This window comes from Arthrobacter sp. NQ7 (genome assembly GCF_029581595.2).
In the GTDB taxonomy this organism is placed as follows: domain Bacteria; phylum Actinomycetota; class Actinomycetes; order Actinomycetales; family Micrococcaceae; genus Arthrobacter; species Arthrobacter phenanthrenivorans_B.
Genome location: NZ_JARFXU020000012.1, coordinates 42,196 through 56,080 on the forward strand (window position 1 = coordinate 42,196; position 13,885 = coordinate 56,080).

Annotated in this window: 23 protein-coding genes and 1 tRNA gene; 19 read left to right on the plus strand and 5 right to left on the minus strand. The window is 66.3% G+C overall.

Annotation, left to right across the window (positions count from 1 at the left end):
- Nucleotides 1–84 precede the first annotated feature (84 nt).
- Entirely contained in the window at nucleotides 85–1,122 is a 1,038-nt protein-coding gene (locus PUN71_RS13600) for a hypothetical protein (RefSeq protein ID WP_277798846.1), read from the minus strand.
- Entirely contained in the window at nucleotides 1,119–1,529 is a 411-nt protein-coding gene (locus PUN71_RS13605) for a hypothetical protein (RefSeq protein WP_202979319.1), read from the minus strand. The genes PUN71_RS13600 and PUN71_RS13605 overlap by 4 nt, the downstream gene beginning before the upstream one ends.
- Before the next feature lie 271 nt (nucleotides 1,530–1,800).
- Between PUN71_RS13605 and PUN71_RS13610 the strand changes: the two genes are divergently transcribed.
- Nucleotides 1,801–1,956, plus strand: a complete 156-nt coding sequence (locus tag PUN71_RS13610) for a hypothetical protein (RefSeq protein ID WP_225496619.1) — start codon at nucleotides 1,801–1,803, stop codon at nucleotides 1,954–1,956.
- An 80-nt stretch (nucleotides 1,957–2,036) separates the two neighbouring features.
- Here PUN71_RS13610 and PUN71_RS13615 read toward each other — a convergent pair whose 3' ends face one another.
- Nucleotides 2,037–2,429, minus strand: a complete 393-nt coding sequence (locus PUN71_RS13615; protein WP_277798847.1) for a hypothetical protein — start codon at nucleotides 2,427–2,429, stop codon at nucleotides 2,037–2,039.
- Nucleotides 2,426–3,667 (minus strand): hypothetical protein, encoded by a 1,242-nt coding sequence (locus PUN71_RS13620; RefSeq protein WP_277798848.1) that lies wholly within the window; start codon nucleotides 3,665–3,667, stop codon nucleotides 2,426–2,428. The genes PUN71_RS13615 and PUN71_RS13620 overlap by 4 nt, the downstream gene beginning before the upstream one ends.
- Nucleotides 3,668–4,279: 612 nt before the next feature.
- Between PUN71_RS13620 and PUN71_RS13625 the strand changes: the two genes are divergently transcribed.
- Together PUN71_RS13625 and PUN71_RS13630 are read left to right on the plus strand one after the other, a co-directional pair.
- On the plus strand, nucleotides 4,280–4,609 hold the full coding sequence (locus PUN71_RS13625) for a hypothetical protein (protein ID WP_277798849.1): 330 nt from the start codon (nucleotides 4,280–4,282) through the stop codon (nucleotides 4,607–4,609).
- A 106-nt stretch (nucleotides 4,610–4,715) separates the two neighbouring features.
- Nucleotides 4,716–5,153, plus strand: coding sequence for a hypothetical protein (locus PUN71_RS13630; protein ID WP_277798850.1), 438 nt, complete (start codon nucleotides 4,716–4,718; stop codon nucleotides 5,151–5,153).
- Nucleotides 5,154–5,230: 77 nt separating this feature from the next.
- Here PUN71_RS13630 and PUN71_RS13635 read toward each other — a convergent pair whose 3' ends face one another.
- Nucleotides 5,231–6,076 carry a hypothetical protein gene (locus tag PUN71_RS13635; protein ID WP_283532406.1) on the minus strand — a complete coding sequence of 282 codons (846 nt, stop codon included), beginning with the start codon at nucleotides 6,074–6,076 and terminating at the stop codon, nucleotides 5,231–5,233.
- A gap of 329 nt (nucleotides 6,077–6,405) precedes the next feature.
- Here PUN71_RS13635 and PUN71_RS13640 point away from each other — a divergent pair, with 329 nt between their 5' ends.
- From PUN71_RS13640 to PUN71_RS13715, 16 genes are all read left to right on the plus strand, one after another.
- Complete coding sequence (locus PUN71_RS13640; RefSeq protein WP_277798852.1) at nucleotides 6,406–7,047, plus strand: homing endonuclease associated repeat-containing protein; 642 nt, start codon at nucleotides 6,406–6,408, stop codon at nucleotides 7,045–7,047.
- A gap of 73 nt (nucleotides 7,048–7,120) precedes the next feature.
- On the plus strand, nucleotides 7,121–7,279 hold the full coding sequence (locus PUN71_RS13645) for a hypothetical protein (RefSeq protein WP_277798853.1): 159 nt from the start codon (nucleotides 7,121–7,123) through the stop codon (nucleotides 7,277–7,279).
- Nucleotides 7,280–7,516: 237 nt separating this feature from the next.
- Nucleotides 7,517–7,804 carry a hypothetical protein gene (locus tag PUN71_RS13650; protein WP_277798854.1) on the plus strand — a complete coding sequence of 96 codons (288 nt, stop codon included), beginning with the start codon at nucleotides 7,517–7,519 and terminating at the stop codon, nucleotides 7,802–7,804.
- 173 nt (nucleotides 7,805–7,977) lie between these two features.
- Nucleotides 7,978–8,325, plus strand: coding sequence for a hypothetical protein (locus PUN71_RS13655; protein WP_277798855.1), 348 nt, complete (start codon nucleotides 7,978–7,980; stop codon nucleotides 8,323–8,325).
- A complete protein-coding gene (locus PUN71_RS13660; protein WP_071416392.1) occupies nucleotides 8,325–8,564 on the plus strand; it encodes a hypothetical protein in 240 nt (79 codons plus the stop codon). The genes PUN71_RS13655 and PUN71_RS13660 overlap by 1 nt, the downstream gene beginning before the upstream one ends.
- Nucleotides 8,565–8,583: 19 nt before the next feature.
- Complete coding sequence (locus tag PUN71_RS13665) at nucleotides 8,584–8,847, plus strand: hypothetical protein (RefSeq protein ID WP_257370978.1); 264 nt, start codon at nucleotides 8,584–8,586, stop codon at nucleotides 8,845–8,847.
- A 232-nt stretch (nucleotides 8,848–9,079) separates the two neighbouring features.
- Nucleotides 9,080–9,571: a single-stranded DNA-binding protein gene (locus PUN71_RS13670; RefSeq protein ID WP_021473537.1), complete on the plus strand. Its 492-nt coding sequence runs from the start codon at nucleotides 9,080–9,082 to the stop codon at nucleotides 9,569–9,571.
- A 175-nt stretch (nucleotides 9,572–9,746) separates the two neighbouring features.
- On the plus strand, nucleotides 9,747–10,010 hold the full coding sequence (locus PUN71_RS13675) for a hypothetical protein (protein ID WP_277798856.1): 264 nt from the start codon (nucleotides 9,747–9,749) through the stop codon (nucleotides 10,008–10,010).
- Entirely contained in the window at nucleotides 10,007–10,237 is a 231-nt protein-coding gene (locus PUN71_RS13680; protein WP_277798857.1) for a hypothetical protein, read from the plus strand. The genes PUN71_RS13675 and PUN71_RS13680 overlap by 4 nt, the downstream gene beginning before the upstream one ends.
- 384 nt (nucleotides 10,238–10,621) lie before the next feature.
- Complete coding sequence (locus PUN71_RS13685; protein ID WP_277798858.1) at nucleotides 10,622–11,035, plus strand: hypothetical protein; 414 nt, start codon at nucleotides 10,622–10,624, stop codon at nucleotides 11,033–11,035.
- A 66-nt stretch (nucleotides 11,036–11,101) separates the two neighbouring features.
- Nucleotides 11,102–11,247, plus strand: a tRNA-OTHER gene (locus PUN71_RS13690).
- Nucleotides 11,248–11,318: 71 nt separating this feature from the next.
- A complete protein-coding gene (locus tag PUN71_RS13695) occupies nucleotides 11,319–11,627 on the plus strand; it encodes a hypothetical protein (RefSeq protein WP_071416397.1) in 309 nt (102 codons plus the stop codon).
- 17 nt (nucleotides 11,628–11,644) lie between these two features.
- A complete protein-coding gene (locus PUN71_RS13700; protein WP_277798859.1) occupies nucleotides 11,645–11,947 on the plus strand; it encodes a hypothetical protein in 303 nt (100 codons plus the stop codon).
- Between the two features lie 165 nt (nucleotides 11,948–12,112).
- The gene (locus tag PUN71_RS13705) at nucleotides 12,113–12,760 is read left to right on the plus strand and encodes a thermonuclease family protein (protein ID WP_277798860.1); all 648 of its coding nucleotides are present in this window, start codon (nucleotides 12,113–12,115) and stop codon (nucleotides 12,758–12,760) included.
- Between the two features lie 37 nt (nucleotides 12,761–12,797).
- Nucleotides 12,798–13,136 (plus strand): hypothetical protein, encoded by a 339-nt coding sequence (locus PUN71_RS13710; protein ID WP_166187748.1) that lies wholly within the window; start codon nucleotides 12,798–12,800, stop codon nucleotides 13,134–13,136.
- A 141-nt stretch (nucleotides 13,137–13,277) separates the two neighbouring features.
- Entirely contained in the window at nucleotides 13,278–13,871 is a 594-nt protein-coding gene (locus PUN71_RS13715) for a hypothetical protein (protein WP_166187750.1), read from the plus strand.
- Nucleotides 13,872–13,885: the final 14 nt, after the last annotated feature.

Sequence of the window (13,885 nt, forward strand, 5' to 3'; positions counted from 1 at the left end):
CACCGATTCGACAAATTGTCCCGTCACAAGCCCTTTTTACGGTTCGCGGAGACGCACCCGCTGTACTCCGGTGCGTCACGGCGCTCATCGGATCGGCCGCCCTTCCCGCTCGCGCTCGAGGTTCGCCTGCTTCTTCGTCGCCTCCCGCACCCGGTCCCGGACGAAGACCGCGTCCTTGTGCGTGATCGGAGCGTCGTGGACATCGTGCGAGCCGCGCAGGAAGTTGCTCGTGCGGTCCGCGATCGAGTATGCGACTGCCTGCTCGATCGCCGCGCTGGTCTCCTTTACCTCACCCAGCTGCCCGTGCAGCGCGGCCAGGCCCTGTGTCTGCTCACGGCCCCTCCGCTCCAGGGCTTCCATGCGCGCCGCGATGCTGCCCAGCAGCGGATCACGGGAGCGGAACAGCTGCGCCGCGCGCCGGGTGGCGGCATCGGTCGCCAGTCCAAGGTCGAGCTGTGCCAGCAGAAAGGCCGTGACCAGGCTTGCCTGGCTCAACCGCTCGGCGAACTCGCGGGCTGCCGTGTCGCCGACACCGAGCTCACGGACGGCCGCTGAGCGCAGCTGCTCCCGCAGCGCGCCGACGATGGCCTCGGGCAGGGCCCGGACGGCAGGCTGGCTCTTCACGCCCTCGAGCCGGAAGCCGCTCTGTGGCAACGACTCGCTGCCTTCATCCCCTCCGCCGGAGCCGCCCCTGGCCGCCGCAGACTGCACGGCCTCCTGATGGTCGGTGTGCTGGAGCGGCACGGGCGGGATGAGGTTGGCATCTTCCTGCGGCGACACCGGGAGGGCCGCGGGGTGCGCTTCGGCGTCAACATCGTCGTGCACCTGCGGCATCGCTGCTGTGTCCACGGCGACCGCGTCGCTCTGGGCCGGGGGAGTGGTGCTGCCTGCTCCCGAGCCTCCCCGCTGTCCGGCACCGGTGTCCCGGTCAAGGTTCTCGGCGCTCTGCTGCGGGGCCTCATCCTTCTCCGGCGTGTCCTGCTCCGGCTCCGCCGGCTGTGCCCGTTCCTGGGCCCGATTCAAGCCCTCGCTCCCGCCGGTCCGGTACGCATCGAGGAAGGACGTATCGACGTCCATCAGCTCGTCGGTGGACGGCATGATCTCGTTCAGACCCTGGCTCACGTCAGCTCCCCGTTCTCCTCGTCCAGCAGATAGTTGTCGCCCCTGGTCAGCCCGAGCAGGGAATCGAAGCCCATGGTCACGACCCGCTCGAGGTTGGCGTTGTTCGTCGAAAGCGCCTTGAGCTCGTCGACGACCTGGTTGATGCGCGCGGTGAGCAGATCAGGGATGTCGAAGTCGAGATTCTCGCGCCGGATCTTCTCGGCGATCGCCTCGGCGTAGTACTCGTTGGCGGAGGGGTAGCCGCGCCGCTGCGCCCAGTACTCCGCCCGCTGCTTCTCGTCCGAGGACAGGCGGGTAAAGACCCGCTCCCTGCGGTCGCTGCCGTTCTGGTCGGTGCTCGGTCCACCGGACCTGGTCGCAACCCGCGCAGCGGGAGGCGCAGCCTTCGGCTCGTCGACGACGGTCATGTCTGGCCTCTCCTGTCATATTCGACTGATGTACGAGTCCATTCTAACGTTATTCGAATGCCTGTCACGAATGATTGGGCAATGACTTGTGACAGACCTTTGCGGAGAGGTTAGGCAGAGAGGTAGAGTCATCTGCGTCACCCGGTCAGCGCCTGATCGCGTGTCCCCTAAAGTGGGCGGCCCCGGGTCATTCGGCCCCGATGCCGGGGCCGCCCCACAAATGGTTCGACCTGGGCGGGATGGAAACCACGCCGGCATTATGCTCGAACCTGTGGAAATTACGCTGACCGTTGAAGATGCCCAGGGCGGACTGACCTATGTCACTGCCACGGGTCCCGACTATGACACGGCCCTGGCCGCGGCCAAGGAGAAAATCCCGGAAGAATCCCGCGCGATCGTCATCCGCACCGAGAGATCTGAAGCGTAGCGGCATCAAAACAAAAAAGAACCCCACCCGGCTACAGCCGGGTGGGGTTCTTCGCTGTCAGGCAGTCAACCTTGCAAGGTTCAGGTGCTGCGAGGCCTTCGGGCCTTCAGACCAAGAATGATGAGGCCGAGCAGGCCGAGAGGCATGCTCAGTATGCTCAGGACGATATAGACGAGGACTTTTCCGATCATGTGAGCAATGAGGAGCGGCCCCGCGAGAATGAACCCGCTCAATCCGCGCGCTATCGGGGCCGTGGCCCTGAAGTAAAGTTCCCGCGCCAAGGGGAACAGCCCTATATGCAGGACCGTCACGACCGCACCCAGAACCCATTCCGCAAGAACACCAGCTCCGGTCTGCCGTCCGGCCTGGAACCCCTGGGCCAGGGCAGCCGGCGCAAACGGCAGGGCCAGCAGAAGGCTCGACGTCAGGTAGGTGAAACGGAGATCCTTCCAGGCGGCCAGGAGGCCGTTCACTCAGCTTCCTTGACCAGCGCCGTCCGGACGCCGGTGTACTCCCGCTCAGGTTTGAAGAACCTCCCGACCTTTTCAAAAAAGGTGTACGGCTCCCCTTCGACAAAAGGGACCTCGCCGGTGTAGCCGGCGGATGCGGCGAGTTCCCGGACCTGGGGATCCAGCGGCCGAAGCTGATCCCGGTGATAGTAATGCCCCCATACCTGGACAGCTCCCTGCACTACCACGACGGAAGGGAACGACTGGACTCTGGAGCCGTTCCTGCTCCCACCCTTGACGTAGCCGTGCTCTCCGGCCGAATGGTCATCCAACAAGAAGGAGATGGTCCGCTCGCCCCGGGCCCATGAGGGCAACGCCTCGGGGGACTGATCGAGGAAGTTGAACCATGCGGTCACGCTGTCCACCTCGTGGGTCGACGGGTAGAAGCCGCTTTCGTCCGGGTCGGGGGCATTGTCCTTCAACCGGAGACCGTGGGAGGTGGACAGGCTGTCAAGGCGTTCACCTGTGTGAACGACGAGAGTGCCGTCTTCCCTGAGCTCGGGCATCTGCCGGGGCTCCACGGGCCACCGGGCGCTGGTGTCCCATGCAGGGTCGGCCGTGTCCAGGGCACTGACGTCGCAGAAGCGGGAGTCAACGATGCAGGCTGCCACGGGCTCCGACAGACCGGCACTGCGGAGTGCCTTTTCCGCATAGCCTGGGCCATGGCCGCCATAGCCCACGCTCACGCCGTCGATGCCGATCCACTCGCCCGTGCCCAGCTGCCAGAGCATGTGTGGCACAAGGTACTTGTCCGGATGGCGGTACCTGAAGGCCTGGGGATGGAAGCCGCTGCGCATCAGCACGTCTCCGGAGTGGAACCCACTGATTGAGCGCACAACAACGGTTCCGCACGCATCCACGAAGTCGCCGGCCAGCAGATACGGCAGTACGGGAACACGGCCGCCCTCTACCGGGTTGTCCCCGGATGCCCATTCACCCACGTTCCATGGAGTGCTTTGCTCAAAGTCATAACCCAGCAACCTGTCCAGGTTGCTTCTCTGGTCCTCGCCCAGAATCTTCGCCGCCTGGTACTGAATGTCCTGTTCGGCGGTCTGAATCCGGTAGTAGGCCTCGGCCTTGCTGTTGGCCTGATCCTCATCATCGTCGCCGACGTCCTGCAAGCAGGCCCTGTAGTACGCAGCCCGCCATTTGTTGCGCTCCGCAAGCAAAGCAACGAGGGTCTTGTATTCGTCCTGGTGCACTTGGTCTCCTTTTGACGGCCAGGCAATAGTCCATTTGCTGGGGATATGCCGGGCTGGACACTACCCGGTGGTTACGTCAATGAGAAGTCATATGTGTGTTTTCGCAAACCAAGACACCCTGGCTCCGCGTGCCCGACCGGGATGTCTGTGGTCATTGCCAGGTCTGGCCGCACCAGCAACGGCCCTCTTCGTGTTCCTGGATGACCAAGACCCGTTCCTCGCCGAGCAGAATGATGTCTTCGTAGCTGAGCATGCCTCCAGTGCAGCATCGGTTGCCGACTGCAGGTAGGGGAGTCCTGGCGTATGTGGAAAACCGCAGGGACGATCAAGCTCGTTCCGGTATACCCAGCCGCCTTGTTCCATGGTCCTTCAACCTCCATCCGAGCCAGGCCTACCATGGAGGAGGGGAGCTCCGTCGGCCGATTGTCGGGACAGGTCATGGCACCACACAACACGAATAGGCGGGACAACCGCACCCCTGGAATTGCAACATTGCGCCCCGGGCACCGCATCAGGGAAATACGCCAGGACCTCCATGACCGACACCCTGCCCGGGCCCGGTACCAGGTCATTGCTGCGCAGCATTCGGTCGCCGGGGGGGGGGCACCCCTTGTGCCCCCGGCCTCGGATGAATACCAGATCCGTCTCTACACGCGGTCCCGCAGCGGAGACGTAAGGATGCGACTCGCCGCGGTCAGGGAGGCCATAGCAACCTCGCCATATGTCTGGGAGGACCTCGCCGCTGATGGCGTGCGGGAATGGGTTGAGCCTTCGATTGAGGACGATGTGCTGTTGTCGGCTGCACTGGTGTCTCTGGGAACTTTGAGCGCCGAGGAACGCCCTTATTTGGGCAAGTTCGTGGTCGAGGAGATCTACGAGATTCTGGCAAGTGCAGAAGCGGAATACTGGCACCGGGCCGTATCAGGCCGCCGCCGGCACTGACCGAATCAGCCTGGTTCCGAGATCCTAAGCTCTCAGAGCGGACCAAACGTCGTTCTTGAACCTATGAAGCATGGGCCTCTCGGCTGAACTCTGCAAGAATCACGGCATGGTCGACCGCACTGCGTCCGATGAGCACTACGTGCTTGACCTGTGCGATGGCGTCCTTGGCATGAGCAGCTGTCGCCAAGCGACGTTCGATTGGCTCCGCGGCGACCCGTCCCCTTTGCGACCCCTCGGCACCAAGCTACCCGTGGACGGCTTTTGGTCCGATCTCAAGCTCGTCGTCGAGTTCCAGGAGGAGCAGCATTCGAAGCCGTCGCCGTTCTTCGATCGACGGCAGACCGTCTCTGGTGTCGGTCGCGGCGAGCAACGTCGCCTCTACGACGAACGCAAGCGCCTTCTTATCCCCGAACATGGATTGAAGCTCGTTGTGATCGAGAAGTCCGCGTTCATCGTCAAGTCGAAGCGGATCCGGCGCGACCCGCCGAGAGACATTGCCGTGGTGCGCGCGCACCTCGGCAATGCGCAGCCAAAACGGCTCTAGTGCCGACGTCGCCATCGAAGTGCTGTGATCGGTAGAAGCCAGTCAACGGCATGACGAAAACCCGCGATGGATGAGCCTCAGACCTTTGCGCTGGCAGTGCAGTCCACGAGTGCCGAGGTGAAGTCCTTCGACTTCCAGATCTTCTTGTCCTCGTCCTTCGGCAGGAAGTCCGAGATCGATCCGGCCCCTATCGGTGCGCCGCCGGCGAGGAAGCGCAGCGTCTCCTGCGAGAACCCCGCCTGGAAGACGACGCCCGCCAGGCAAGCGCCCGAGGCTGCGTAGGTCTTCTTCTGATCCTCGTTCAGCGCATAGGAGGAGAACGTCGAAACGAGCCCCGCGGTCAGCTGCGACGAGGAGTTGATGCTCGTGCCCTGCGGCACCGGGAACTTCGGCGTGAGATCCGGTTGCCGGGCCTGGGGGAGCTCCTGTCCCTGCTTCGGCGGCACGTAGACCTGATCCTTGCCGTCCTTGCCGTCCTTGCCGTCCTTGCTGGTCGTGGCACCCGGGGCCGGGGTCGGCGGGATCACCGCGTCGACGCAAGCGTCGAACTTGCCGCGCAGCTCGGGGGAGAGCATGATCGCGGCGTCCATCGCGCTGACCTCGCGCAGGCCACTTGCCACCGCGGCGATGTCGTCGCTGCCCTTGCCCACGATGTAGGCCTGCGCGGCGTCCGAGAGCTTCTTGTCCTGGACGGCGCGGACCAGGCACGCGCCGCCGTCGGTGCTCTTGGCCCCGGTGCCCTGGAACACGAGCCGGTCCAGCGCCTTGCCGAGGTCCTCGCTGGTCACCTTCGCCGCGCTGGTGCTCGGACTCGGCGACGGCTGCGCCGTCTCTGAGCCGGCGGAGCATCCGGCGAGCAGGCTGCCCAGCACCGCCAGTGCGGCGGCGGACAATGCAGCCTTCCTCGTCATCGGGGTCTTCATCGCCATGGCCTCTCCTGTCGGGTCGATGTCTGCGCCGGATGGCACAGAGCCCGCATCCGACTGGTCTTTCAGTACATCTTATCCGATAGATCAATCGAATGGTCTATCGGTTGATGCGCGAAGAACGACACAAAAGACGGCTGACAGAAGGTCTGCGCCAGGCCCTGGCGATGCCTGGTATCGCCAGGGGGCAGCTGGGCTGGGAGGGATCAACGGAGTTGATCCGGACGGGTGCTCGACGCGTCCCGAGCGCGTCACCGGTCCCTGAGTGGGCCGGGTCGGGACGGCTTGCCGTGCCCGGACGACGCCGAGCGAGAGAGGGACTGCCAATGACCCGGACGACTGTGCCGACGGACCTGATGCCGCGCTGCCAGATCGCGGACCCGCAGGTGCAGGAGCACCTGCCGTGCCAGCACCACGAGAGCGGCGGCGTCCAGTGCGAGAACCCCGATCCGCACACGGACGATCACTGGATCTCGGAGCACACAATTTCCCACGCGCTGGCCGGAAACGGCTACGCCTGCACGGCATTCGACCCCGCAGAGCCGGCCCGAGCCTTCCAAGGGCCTGTCCAGACCTACACCGAACAGCAGATGGTCGACGCGCTCCTGCGCTGCGCCGCGGACCGGGACAGCCTCCCGCGCAACGACTACATCCGCCGCAGACACGACGACGAACCATCCGCGCCGCTGCTGGAGCGCCGGTTCGGCTCCTGGAATGCAGCCCTGGAGAGAGCGGGCCTGAATACCACCGAGCAGCCGCTGCACTTCCAGGGCGCGACCACGAAGTGGACCGAGGAGATGATCCTCGACGCCCTGCGCGAGTGCTGGATCAAGACCGGCTCCATCGCCGTGCTCGCCTACGAGGCCTGGCGCACCGACGGCATCTGCCGGACCCATGTTCCGCCGGCGGCCACCATCCGGTTCCGGATGGGCAGCTGGTCGCGGGCGACGCAGCTCGCCGTGGGCTGAGCCGGCGGCCCTGGCGCGGGTGGCTGCCATCCCGCTCATCCCACTGACCGCACACAGACCGAAGGACTCCATCATGACGATCGCCCGCCCCCTCCATGACGTCATCGACGACGCACCTCCGTCGGACGCCATCGCACAGCAGATCCAACTGCAGGCCGCCGCTGCGCTCCTGCCCGAACAGGAGTGGCGCGGCGGCTGCACCCCCGGGGACGATCCGGTCCCCGACGTCTAGGGCGGCATCCCTGGCATGCCGCAGGACGTCGTCCTGCGCACGACGGCCGCTGTCGCTGCCCGCGGACTGGAAGGCCGCCTGGGGCCCGGCCCCGCTCTACGACATCGCCCACCTGGCCTGTGGGCACACCGTTGCCCGCCGGGCCGCCTGACCCGGGGCAGGGATACAGCGACGCAGCGCAGCTGCGCCGGGGGACCCATCGACTGAACCATCGACCAGCGAAGGAGCGTCCCGCTCATGCCCATGACACCACTGCAGAGCTGGGCCCTCATCGTGCTCCTCGCCGTCTTTGTGCTCGGGCTCATCTGCCTCTACGCCGAGGCCGAGGCTGCGCTCCGGCGCAGACATACAGACAAGGCGGCAGCACAGCAGCCGCAGGCCGAGGAGGCAAACAGCCCACTCGTTCCCATTCCTGTACCCCCCGCCCGCCCGACCCTTCGTCTCATCCAGGGGCAGGGCCGGGGCTCCGCGAGGTCCCGTCGCGGTCCCGCCGAGGTCTACGACTGGGCCCGCCGGGGAATCTAAAGAGACCCCTTCCGGCCCCTGGCCTCCTGCGGGGCTGGGTCAAGACTTCATGCGGCCCACCGCCGCACCACGAACAGCCCCGGGCCGTCGCGAGAAGCGCCGGACACACCGTTCCTGCCGCAGCCCGGCAACGAAGCCACGGCGGCCCGGGGTCAACAACCATTCACCTGCCCGTGCAGGCATCGAAAGCGAGAAGAACCATGGACCAGACCATCGCACCGCCCGTCATCAAGCACAGCGTCGCCGTCGACTTCGGCGTCATCGAGCTCACGGGCACCCTGCAGCACGCTGACGCCCAGCGCAGCCTCGTACTCCTGACCGAGGAGGCCCCCGAGCGCATCTCGGTGAACCTCGAGGCATATGGCCTCGTAGCCGGCCCGGGGCGAGTGTTCATCAAGGACTGGTCGGAACACACTGGCTTGGCCGAGCGCCTGCAGGAGGCGGGGCTCGTGCGCATCATGCGCTCCGTGACCGTCGGCCCGTTCGCCTCCACCGCCCACGAAGTCGAGGTGACGCTCTGATGGCCGCGGACACCCATGCGCTGAGCATCCTGAAGCTGAGCACCGGCCACCTCGAGAAGATCGAACAGCTCCAGGGACGTATGCTCGCCCTCGGCGAGGAACAGCTGGAGGTCGCGCGCCGCCAGCTCGAGGCCCAGGACACGCAGAACGTCCTCGCCTGGCTGCAGCTGCAGCAGGCCCAGGGGCATACACCGGACCCGACGCTCGTGGACCTGGTCCGCCGGCGGTTGCGAATCTGAAGCAGACAGGAGAAACGCCATGGACAACATCATCGAGAGCGCCGGAGTCCTCATCGCCACTCTTGCCTTCATGATCTGCCTCGCGTGGCTGGGCTGGTTGCTGTTCCGGCGACGGTTCCCGAACCGGGACGGGCAGATCGCGTACCTGGAGGAGGACTACCGGCGGGCCTGCGAGAGCGGAGACGTGGCCGCGGCCGATCAGATCGAGGCTGAACTCTGGGATCTGGGGGCAGCACCGGGCTGGCCTGGGGCCGGGCGTACCGGGTTCGATCAGCGCAGCTGATGCGGGACCCGTGATGCAAGGGCATCTGGGATCAACGCAGTTGATCCGGAAGGAGCACTGAGGAGCGCTCGATCAGCACAGCTGATCCGAGTCTTCATTCGAAAGATCATCGTCTGATCAGCACAGCTGATCCGGATGGGGGTCTGAGAGACAACCGAACACTTCAACTCACCATCGCGCGCGGAGCAGGGACACTGCCCGCGCGTTTCGTGCACAACGAGGAGAAACACTCATGTCGAACCCCCGCAACTCCGCCACCGTCATCGGCCGCCTGACCAAGGACCCGGTCGTCTTCAACAATCAGGACGGCTCCAAGAAGGTCGCGTTCACCCTGATGGCCGACCACAACTACACCGACAGCCAGGGCAACCGCGGCGCTGACGCTGTGCCGGTCGAGGCTTTCGTGCGCGCGACCACCAACGGCATCGGCCCGTTCGCGAGCATCCACAAGGGTGACCTCGTGGCCGTGAACCTCAAGCTGCGCCAGGACCGCTACACCAAGAACGGCGTCGAGGTCTTCGAGCTCAAGGCAGTCGTCGAGGACATCACGTTCCTTGAGCCCCGCTCGGTGACCCAGGCCCGCGTGAACGAGCGCGTCGCTGCCGCCGAGGCGCAGAACCAGGCCCTGCAGACCCAGCCGGCTCCGGCTCCCGTCGCAGCCGCTGCCGCACCGCAGCCGGCCGTCGCCAGCGCCGTCCACAGCGAGGAGCTGCCCTTCTCCTGAGAAGCGCGGCCCGCACCCAGCACAACCCACAACTGAATAACAACCGAATAGGCGGGTCACGCACGCCGACAGTCCCCGTCCGAGGAGCCTCGCGCTGCTCGGACGGGGATCTGCTTTCGCTGGCCGCCGCCCTGCCCTGCCCCCAACGTCATCAGCCAAGAGAAGGAGTTCCGCCATGCAGATCGTCGCCGACGCGAACGTCGAGGCCACCGATCACGACCAGGCCCTGCACGCAGGGCTCACCGCCGTCGTCGGCTCGGTGATCACCGACCACCCCGGACCGGATGTCGAGGCCATGGTCGACGACGTCGTCACTGCCGTCATCCAGAAGCTGCGCCTTCACGCCAGCCAGGTCTTCGTCGCCGATCACGGCGGCACCCGCCCCGTGGAGCGCTTCCGCACCGTCACCGGGCGGATGGACCTGGAGGACCCGGAATGAGCCTGGTCCAGCAGCTCGAGCCCGCCGCCGAGGTCCAGCCGGCTGCCGGGCTTCCCAGGGCGGCGCGGATCCTCGCCGAGGCATATCCCCAGATCGTCGACTTCGACCCCAGTGGGATGACGATCGAAGAAGTGCACTACTTCCTCGGTGAGTCGGCTGCCGTCGCCTTCTTCCAGTTCCTGGTCCTCACCAAGCGGTGCAAGGCCGCCGTCGGGATCCGGCGCTGAGAGCTTCCGTGCAGAGCGGTTCGATCCCTCCATGGGTCCGGCCCCACCAGCGCCCCGCGCGCCCTGCCCTGCCCTCCCGGCAGCAGCGGCGTGGCGGGGCGCTGTCTTTTTGTTCAGGTTTCGTTCCTGGCCGGGCGTGGAGGGGATCGGCACAGCCGATCCGGATCTGACGACGAAGGACAACGTCCCCGTCCTGCCACACTTCACTGGAGGTCCGCCATGTCTGGTCTCAGCTGCCCCAACGATGGCGCGCCGATGGAGTCCGACGCCCCCGCCACGGCCCGCGAACGGGCCGGCCGGCGCGGTTGCGCCTGCACCCACACTTGCCCGGAGTGCGGCTACTCCGAGATCCGCTGATCACCGCCCATCAACCGAGGAGGGGCCATGTCGACCTCCGTGCAGCACCGTCATCACCGCAACCACGACCACACCCTCACCGGCTTCCTGTCCGCCGTCACAGCGGTCTGCCAGGAGCTGAACGCCGCCGACGACGCCGACGAGCTCGAGCGCCACGTCGGCTGGGTCTCGCACTCGTGCGAGCCGGACTACCAGGTGCTCGTCGAGCTGATCGGCCCCGCGCCGGGCCTCGCCCTGCATCTGGTCATCGACCTGGACATCGACTCGACGGTCGCCTCCGCGCAGATCGTCGGCACGGCCGATGACGAGTCGTTCACGACGGACGTCGAGGTCGGAGTCCGGTTCCTGTCCCATCTCGTCGAGCACCACCTCGCGCCAGCGGCCAGGCCGTGCGACGGCTGCACGGCTCCGGACTCCCTGCGGGCACCGACCTGGAAGTGAGTGGCGAACGGCTCCTCGTCCCTTTCGTCACAACCCCTCGCCGGCTCCTTCCCGGAACCGGCCCACGGCGCTCTAGCTCAGCGGCAGAGCACTCGGCGTTCTGACTGCCCGCGGTTCGATTCCGCATCAATCCCTGGTCGGGCAGACCCAGGCAACAGGCCCGTTGCAGGGCGACGCACGAGAGGTCACGGGTTCGATCCCCGTGAGCGCCACAAACCCAGGGTCGTACAGGCCCGCGCGATTCATCAGCTGCACCAGCTGCACCAGCCAGGAGGGCACTGCCATGACCGACACCATCACCCCCGCCTTCCTCGACATCGTCAAAGACGGCGGTCCTGCGGTCCAGGAGGCTCTGTTGCGCTCGACCGAGCGCCACCGCATCCTCGGCGGCAAGAGCGCCCGGATGCTGCGCCGGGGCGACCGGGTCGCGCTGCGCGACCTGAACCCTGATCTGGATGGCGGCACAGCCGTCGTCGAGCAAGTGCGGCCCTCGGTGGGCAGCACTGTCCACATCCTCACCGTCGGCGGTGAGGCCCACCTCGTCCGCGGCTCGCGCCTCGTGCTCGTCGCCCGCGGACCGGAACAACCCTGACCAGCAAGGAAACCGCCATGTACACCGGACCCATCAGCAACGGCATGCTGCTCGGCATGACGCACAAGGGACGCAGCGCATTGATCCGCGTGCTCAGCCCGGACGTGCGCCGCAAGCTCGCACACATCGCCTCGCTCGGTGCCGAACAGGAGACCAGGAAAGCCGCCGAGCACTTCGACGCTGGCCGGCGCATCTGGGCCGGTACCAGGCTCGACCACGCCCAGTCACTGAGCCGGCTCGCTGCTGAGCTCACGGGCGAGCCCGACGGCGTCTTCGTCGTCGAACCCATCGACTCCGGATCCGTCGCGGCAGGCAACTGATCTCTCTCACAGGACCCCTGGCACCGAGCGCATCGCTCAGGGCCGGGGGTCCTGTCTTTCTCTTTCCGGAACAGCCAGCACAGCTGGCTCGGGCGTGCCCGTGGAGAAGCACGCCTGCCACCCCGGCCAGAGCGCCCGACGACCCCTCCAGCAAGGAACCCCACCATGAAGCGCACCCCCTCCGGATCTGTCTTCGGCGGCCTCATCGCCGCCGTGCTCTGTATCGTCACGCTGACCGGCTGCGAGGACCTGCCGAAGGCCCCCGGCGTCCCGGGTACGCCGTCCACCAGCACTGCGGCAGCCCAGGACCCGGGACAGGTGTCCTCTGGCAAACCGGCGAGCGTGGAGACCAAAGTCATCCGTGTCATCGACGGCGACACCGTCGCCGTGCTGCCGGTGGCCGGCCTGCTCGAGGCGACCGACAAGCATCTCGGGATCCCCGAGCACACAGTCAGGCTCCTGGGCATCGACGCGCCCGAAATGAACTATCACAAGGATGCCGGGCCCGAGTGCGGCGCGAGAGCCGCTACTGATCATCTTGGCGGCATCCTGCCGCAGGGCATGCCAGTGACCATCGAGTTCGACCCCGGGGCAGACAGAACTGACCGTTATGGCCGTTCTCTCGCCTACGTCATCACACCGGCCCACAACGACGCCGCGCGACAGCAGGTCACCGACGGCTACGCCATGCCCTGGTTCCCCAAGGGCGAGTCGGAGCCCCAGCGGATCCCCGAGTACCGCACGGCGGCTGACAACGCCGTGGCACAGCATGCCGGTGCGCACTCACAGTGCTCCTCCATCGGCCGCGGCTGAGCTGCTGCACTTACAGACTACGAACCAGGAGAACCACATGCCCATCCCTACAGCACCCTCTGAGCTGGACGAACTCCAGGTCGGCGACAAGGTCCTCGTCAAGAGGGTCCTCGACCACCCCGCCTGGATGAAACAGGTCCCGTGCGATCCCCGCAATGGCTCCACCACGAAGTACGTCCGCGACCCGCAGGTCGTGGAGGAGCTGGGGGTGAGCAGCGTGATGGACCGCCGGGCGGTACCCGCGATCGCAGCTGCCGGCAACTGGCCGGGACGTGACGCGCACACGCTGGTCCGCCTGCCCAACGGCTTCTGGTACGACTGCGCCACCGGCCTGCAGGACGGGTCCGGATCCACGCGCATCGAACGCATGCACTGAGCCTGAACAGAGCCCGGCACGGGGGAGAGCCCCTGGTGCCGGGCTCGTCTCTTTCCTGGCGGCTCGTCAGATCGGCACAGCCGATCCGGATCTGGACTCGAAGGAGACACCCGCTCCTTCCCGACCAGAAGGAGCAGCACGATGAGCAACGACGACCACAAGTGCAGCCTGGCCCAGCTGGAGCGGGCGCTCGAGGCGCTCGACGGAAAGCTGAAGCGCCTGGGGCTGGACGCCCCGGTGCAGATCCGTGCGATCGGCGGCTTCGCGCTCATGAAGTACGGCATCCGTGCTGCGGACCGGGCATTCACCGTCGACATCGACAGCGTCACCGGTGATTTCGCGCCAGAGGTCATGGCGGCAATCCATGAGGTGGCCGACGAACTGAACCTGGAGCGCGACTGGATCAACAACGACAACGTGATGGACGGCGACGACACTGAGCTGGTGGCCTCGATATACCAGGCGCGCTGGATCGACGACGACACAGCGTACGAGTGCATCAGGCTTCAGCTGGCCAGTGTCCCCACGCTGACCCGCGCCAAGATCATCGCCGCGGACACCGCGGAGTTCTCCGGTCGTGCACAGGACCTGCCGGATCTCCTGGAATTGCTCCGATTCCAGGGCATCACCACCGCTGCCCGGTTCGATGCCGCTTACCCGGATCCCTACGACGAATACCCCGCCGCCCGCGAGGCCGTGCACGAGCACTTCGCTGCGGACAGGACGTTCGCCTGAAGAAGACCCCACCG

Bases quoted from the DNA above. Each gene is read 5' to 3' on its own strand.
- PUN71_RS13635 (WP_283532406.1), bottom strand. From the start codon at position 6,076: ATGAAGACCCCGATGACGAGGAAGGCTGCATTGTCCGCCGCCGCACTG.
- PUN71_RS13645 (WP_277798853.1), top strand. From the start codon at position 7,121: ATGACGATCGCCCGCCCCCTCCATGACGTCATCGACGACGCACCTCCG.
- PUN71_RS13630 (WP_277798850.1), top strand. From the start codon at position 4,716: ATGGTCGACCGCACTGCGTCCGATGAGCACTACGTGCTTGACCTGTGC.
- PUN71_RS13650 (WP_277798854.1), top strand. From the start codon at position 7,517: ATGCCCATGACACCACTGCAGAGCTGGGCCCTCATCGTGCTCCTCGCC.
- PUN71_RS13700 (WP_277798859.1), top strand. From the start codon at position 11,645: ATGTACACCGGACCCATCAGCAACGGCATGCTGCTCGGCATGACGCAC.
- PUN71_RS13685 (WP_277798858.1), top strand. From the start codon at position 10,622: ATGTCGACCTCCGTGCAGCACCGTCATCACCGCAACCACGACCACACC.
- PUN71_RS13660 (WP_071416392.1), top strand. From the start codon at position 8,325: ATGGCCGCGGACACCCATGCGCTGAGCATCCTGAAGCTGAGCACCGGC.
- PUN71_RS13605 (WP_202979319.1), bottom strand. From the start codon at position 1,529: ATGACCGTCGTCGACGAGCCGAAGGCTGCGCCTCCCGCTGCGCGGGTT.
- PUN71_RS13710 (WP_166187748.1), top strand. From the start codon at position 12,798: ATGCCCATCCCTACAGCACCCTCTGAGCTGGACGAACTCCAGGTCGGC.
- PUN71_RS13705 (WP_277798860.1), top strand. From the start codon at position 12,113: ATGAAGCGCACCCCCTCCGGATCTGTCTTCGGCGGCCTCATCGCCGCC.
- PUN71_RS13680 (WP_277798857.1), top strand. From the start codon at position 10,007: ATGAGCCTGGTCCAGCAGCTCGAGCCCGCCGCCGAGGTCCAGCCGGCT.
- PUN71_RS13665 (WP_257370978.1), top strand. From the start codon at position 8,584: ATGGACAACATCATCGAGAGCGCCGGAGTCCTCATCGCCACTCTTGCC.
- PUN71_RS13695 (WP_071416397.1), top strand. From the start codon at position 11,319: ATGACCGACACCATCACCCCCGCCTTCCTCGACATCGTCAAAGACGGC.
- PUN71_RS13675 (WP_277798856.1), top strand. From the start codon at position 9,747: ATGCAGATCGTCGCCGACGCGAACGTCGAGGCCACCGATCACGACCAG.
- PUN71_RS13715 (WP_166187750.1), top strand. From the start codon at position 13,278: ATGAGCAACGACGACCACAAGTGCAGCCTGGCCCAGCTGGAGCGGGCG.
- PUN71_RS13670 (WP_021473537.1), top strand. From the start codon at position 9,080: ATGTCGAACCCCCGCAACTCCGCCACCGTCATCGGCCGCCTGACCAAG.
- PUN71_RS13640 (WP_277798852.1), top strand. From the start codon at position 6,406: ATGACCCGGACGACTGTGCCGACGGACCTGATGCCGCGCTGCCAGATC.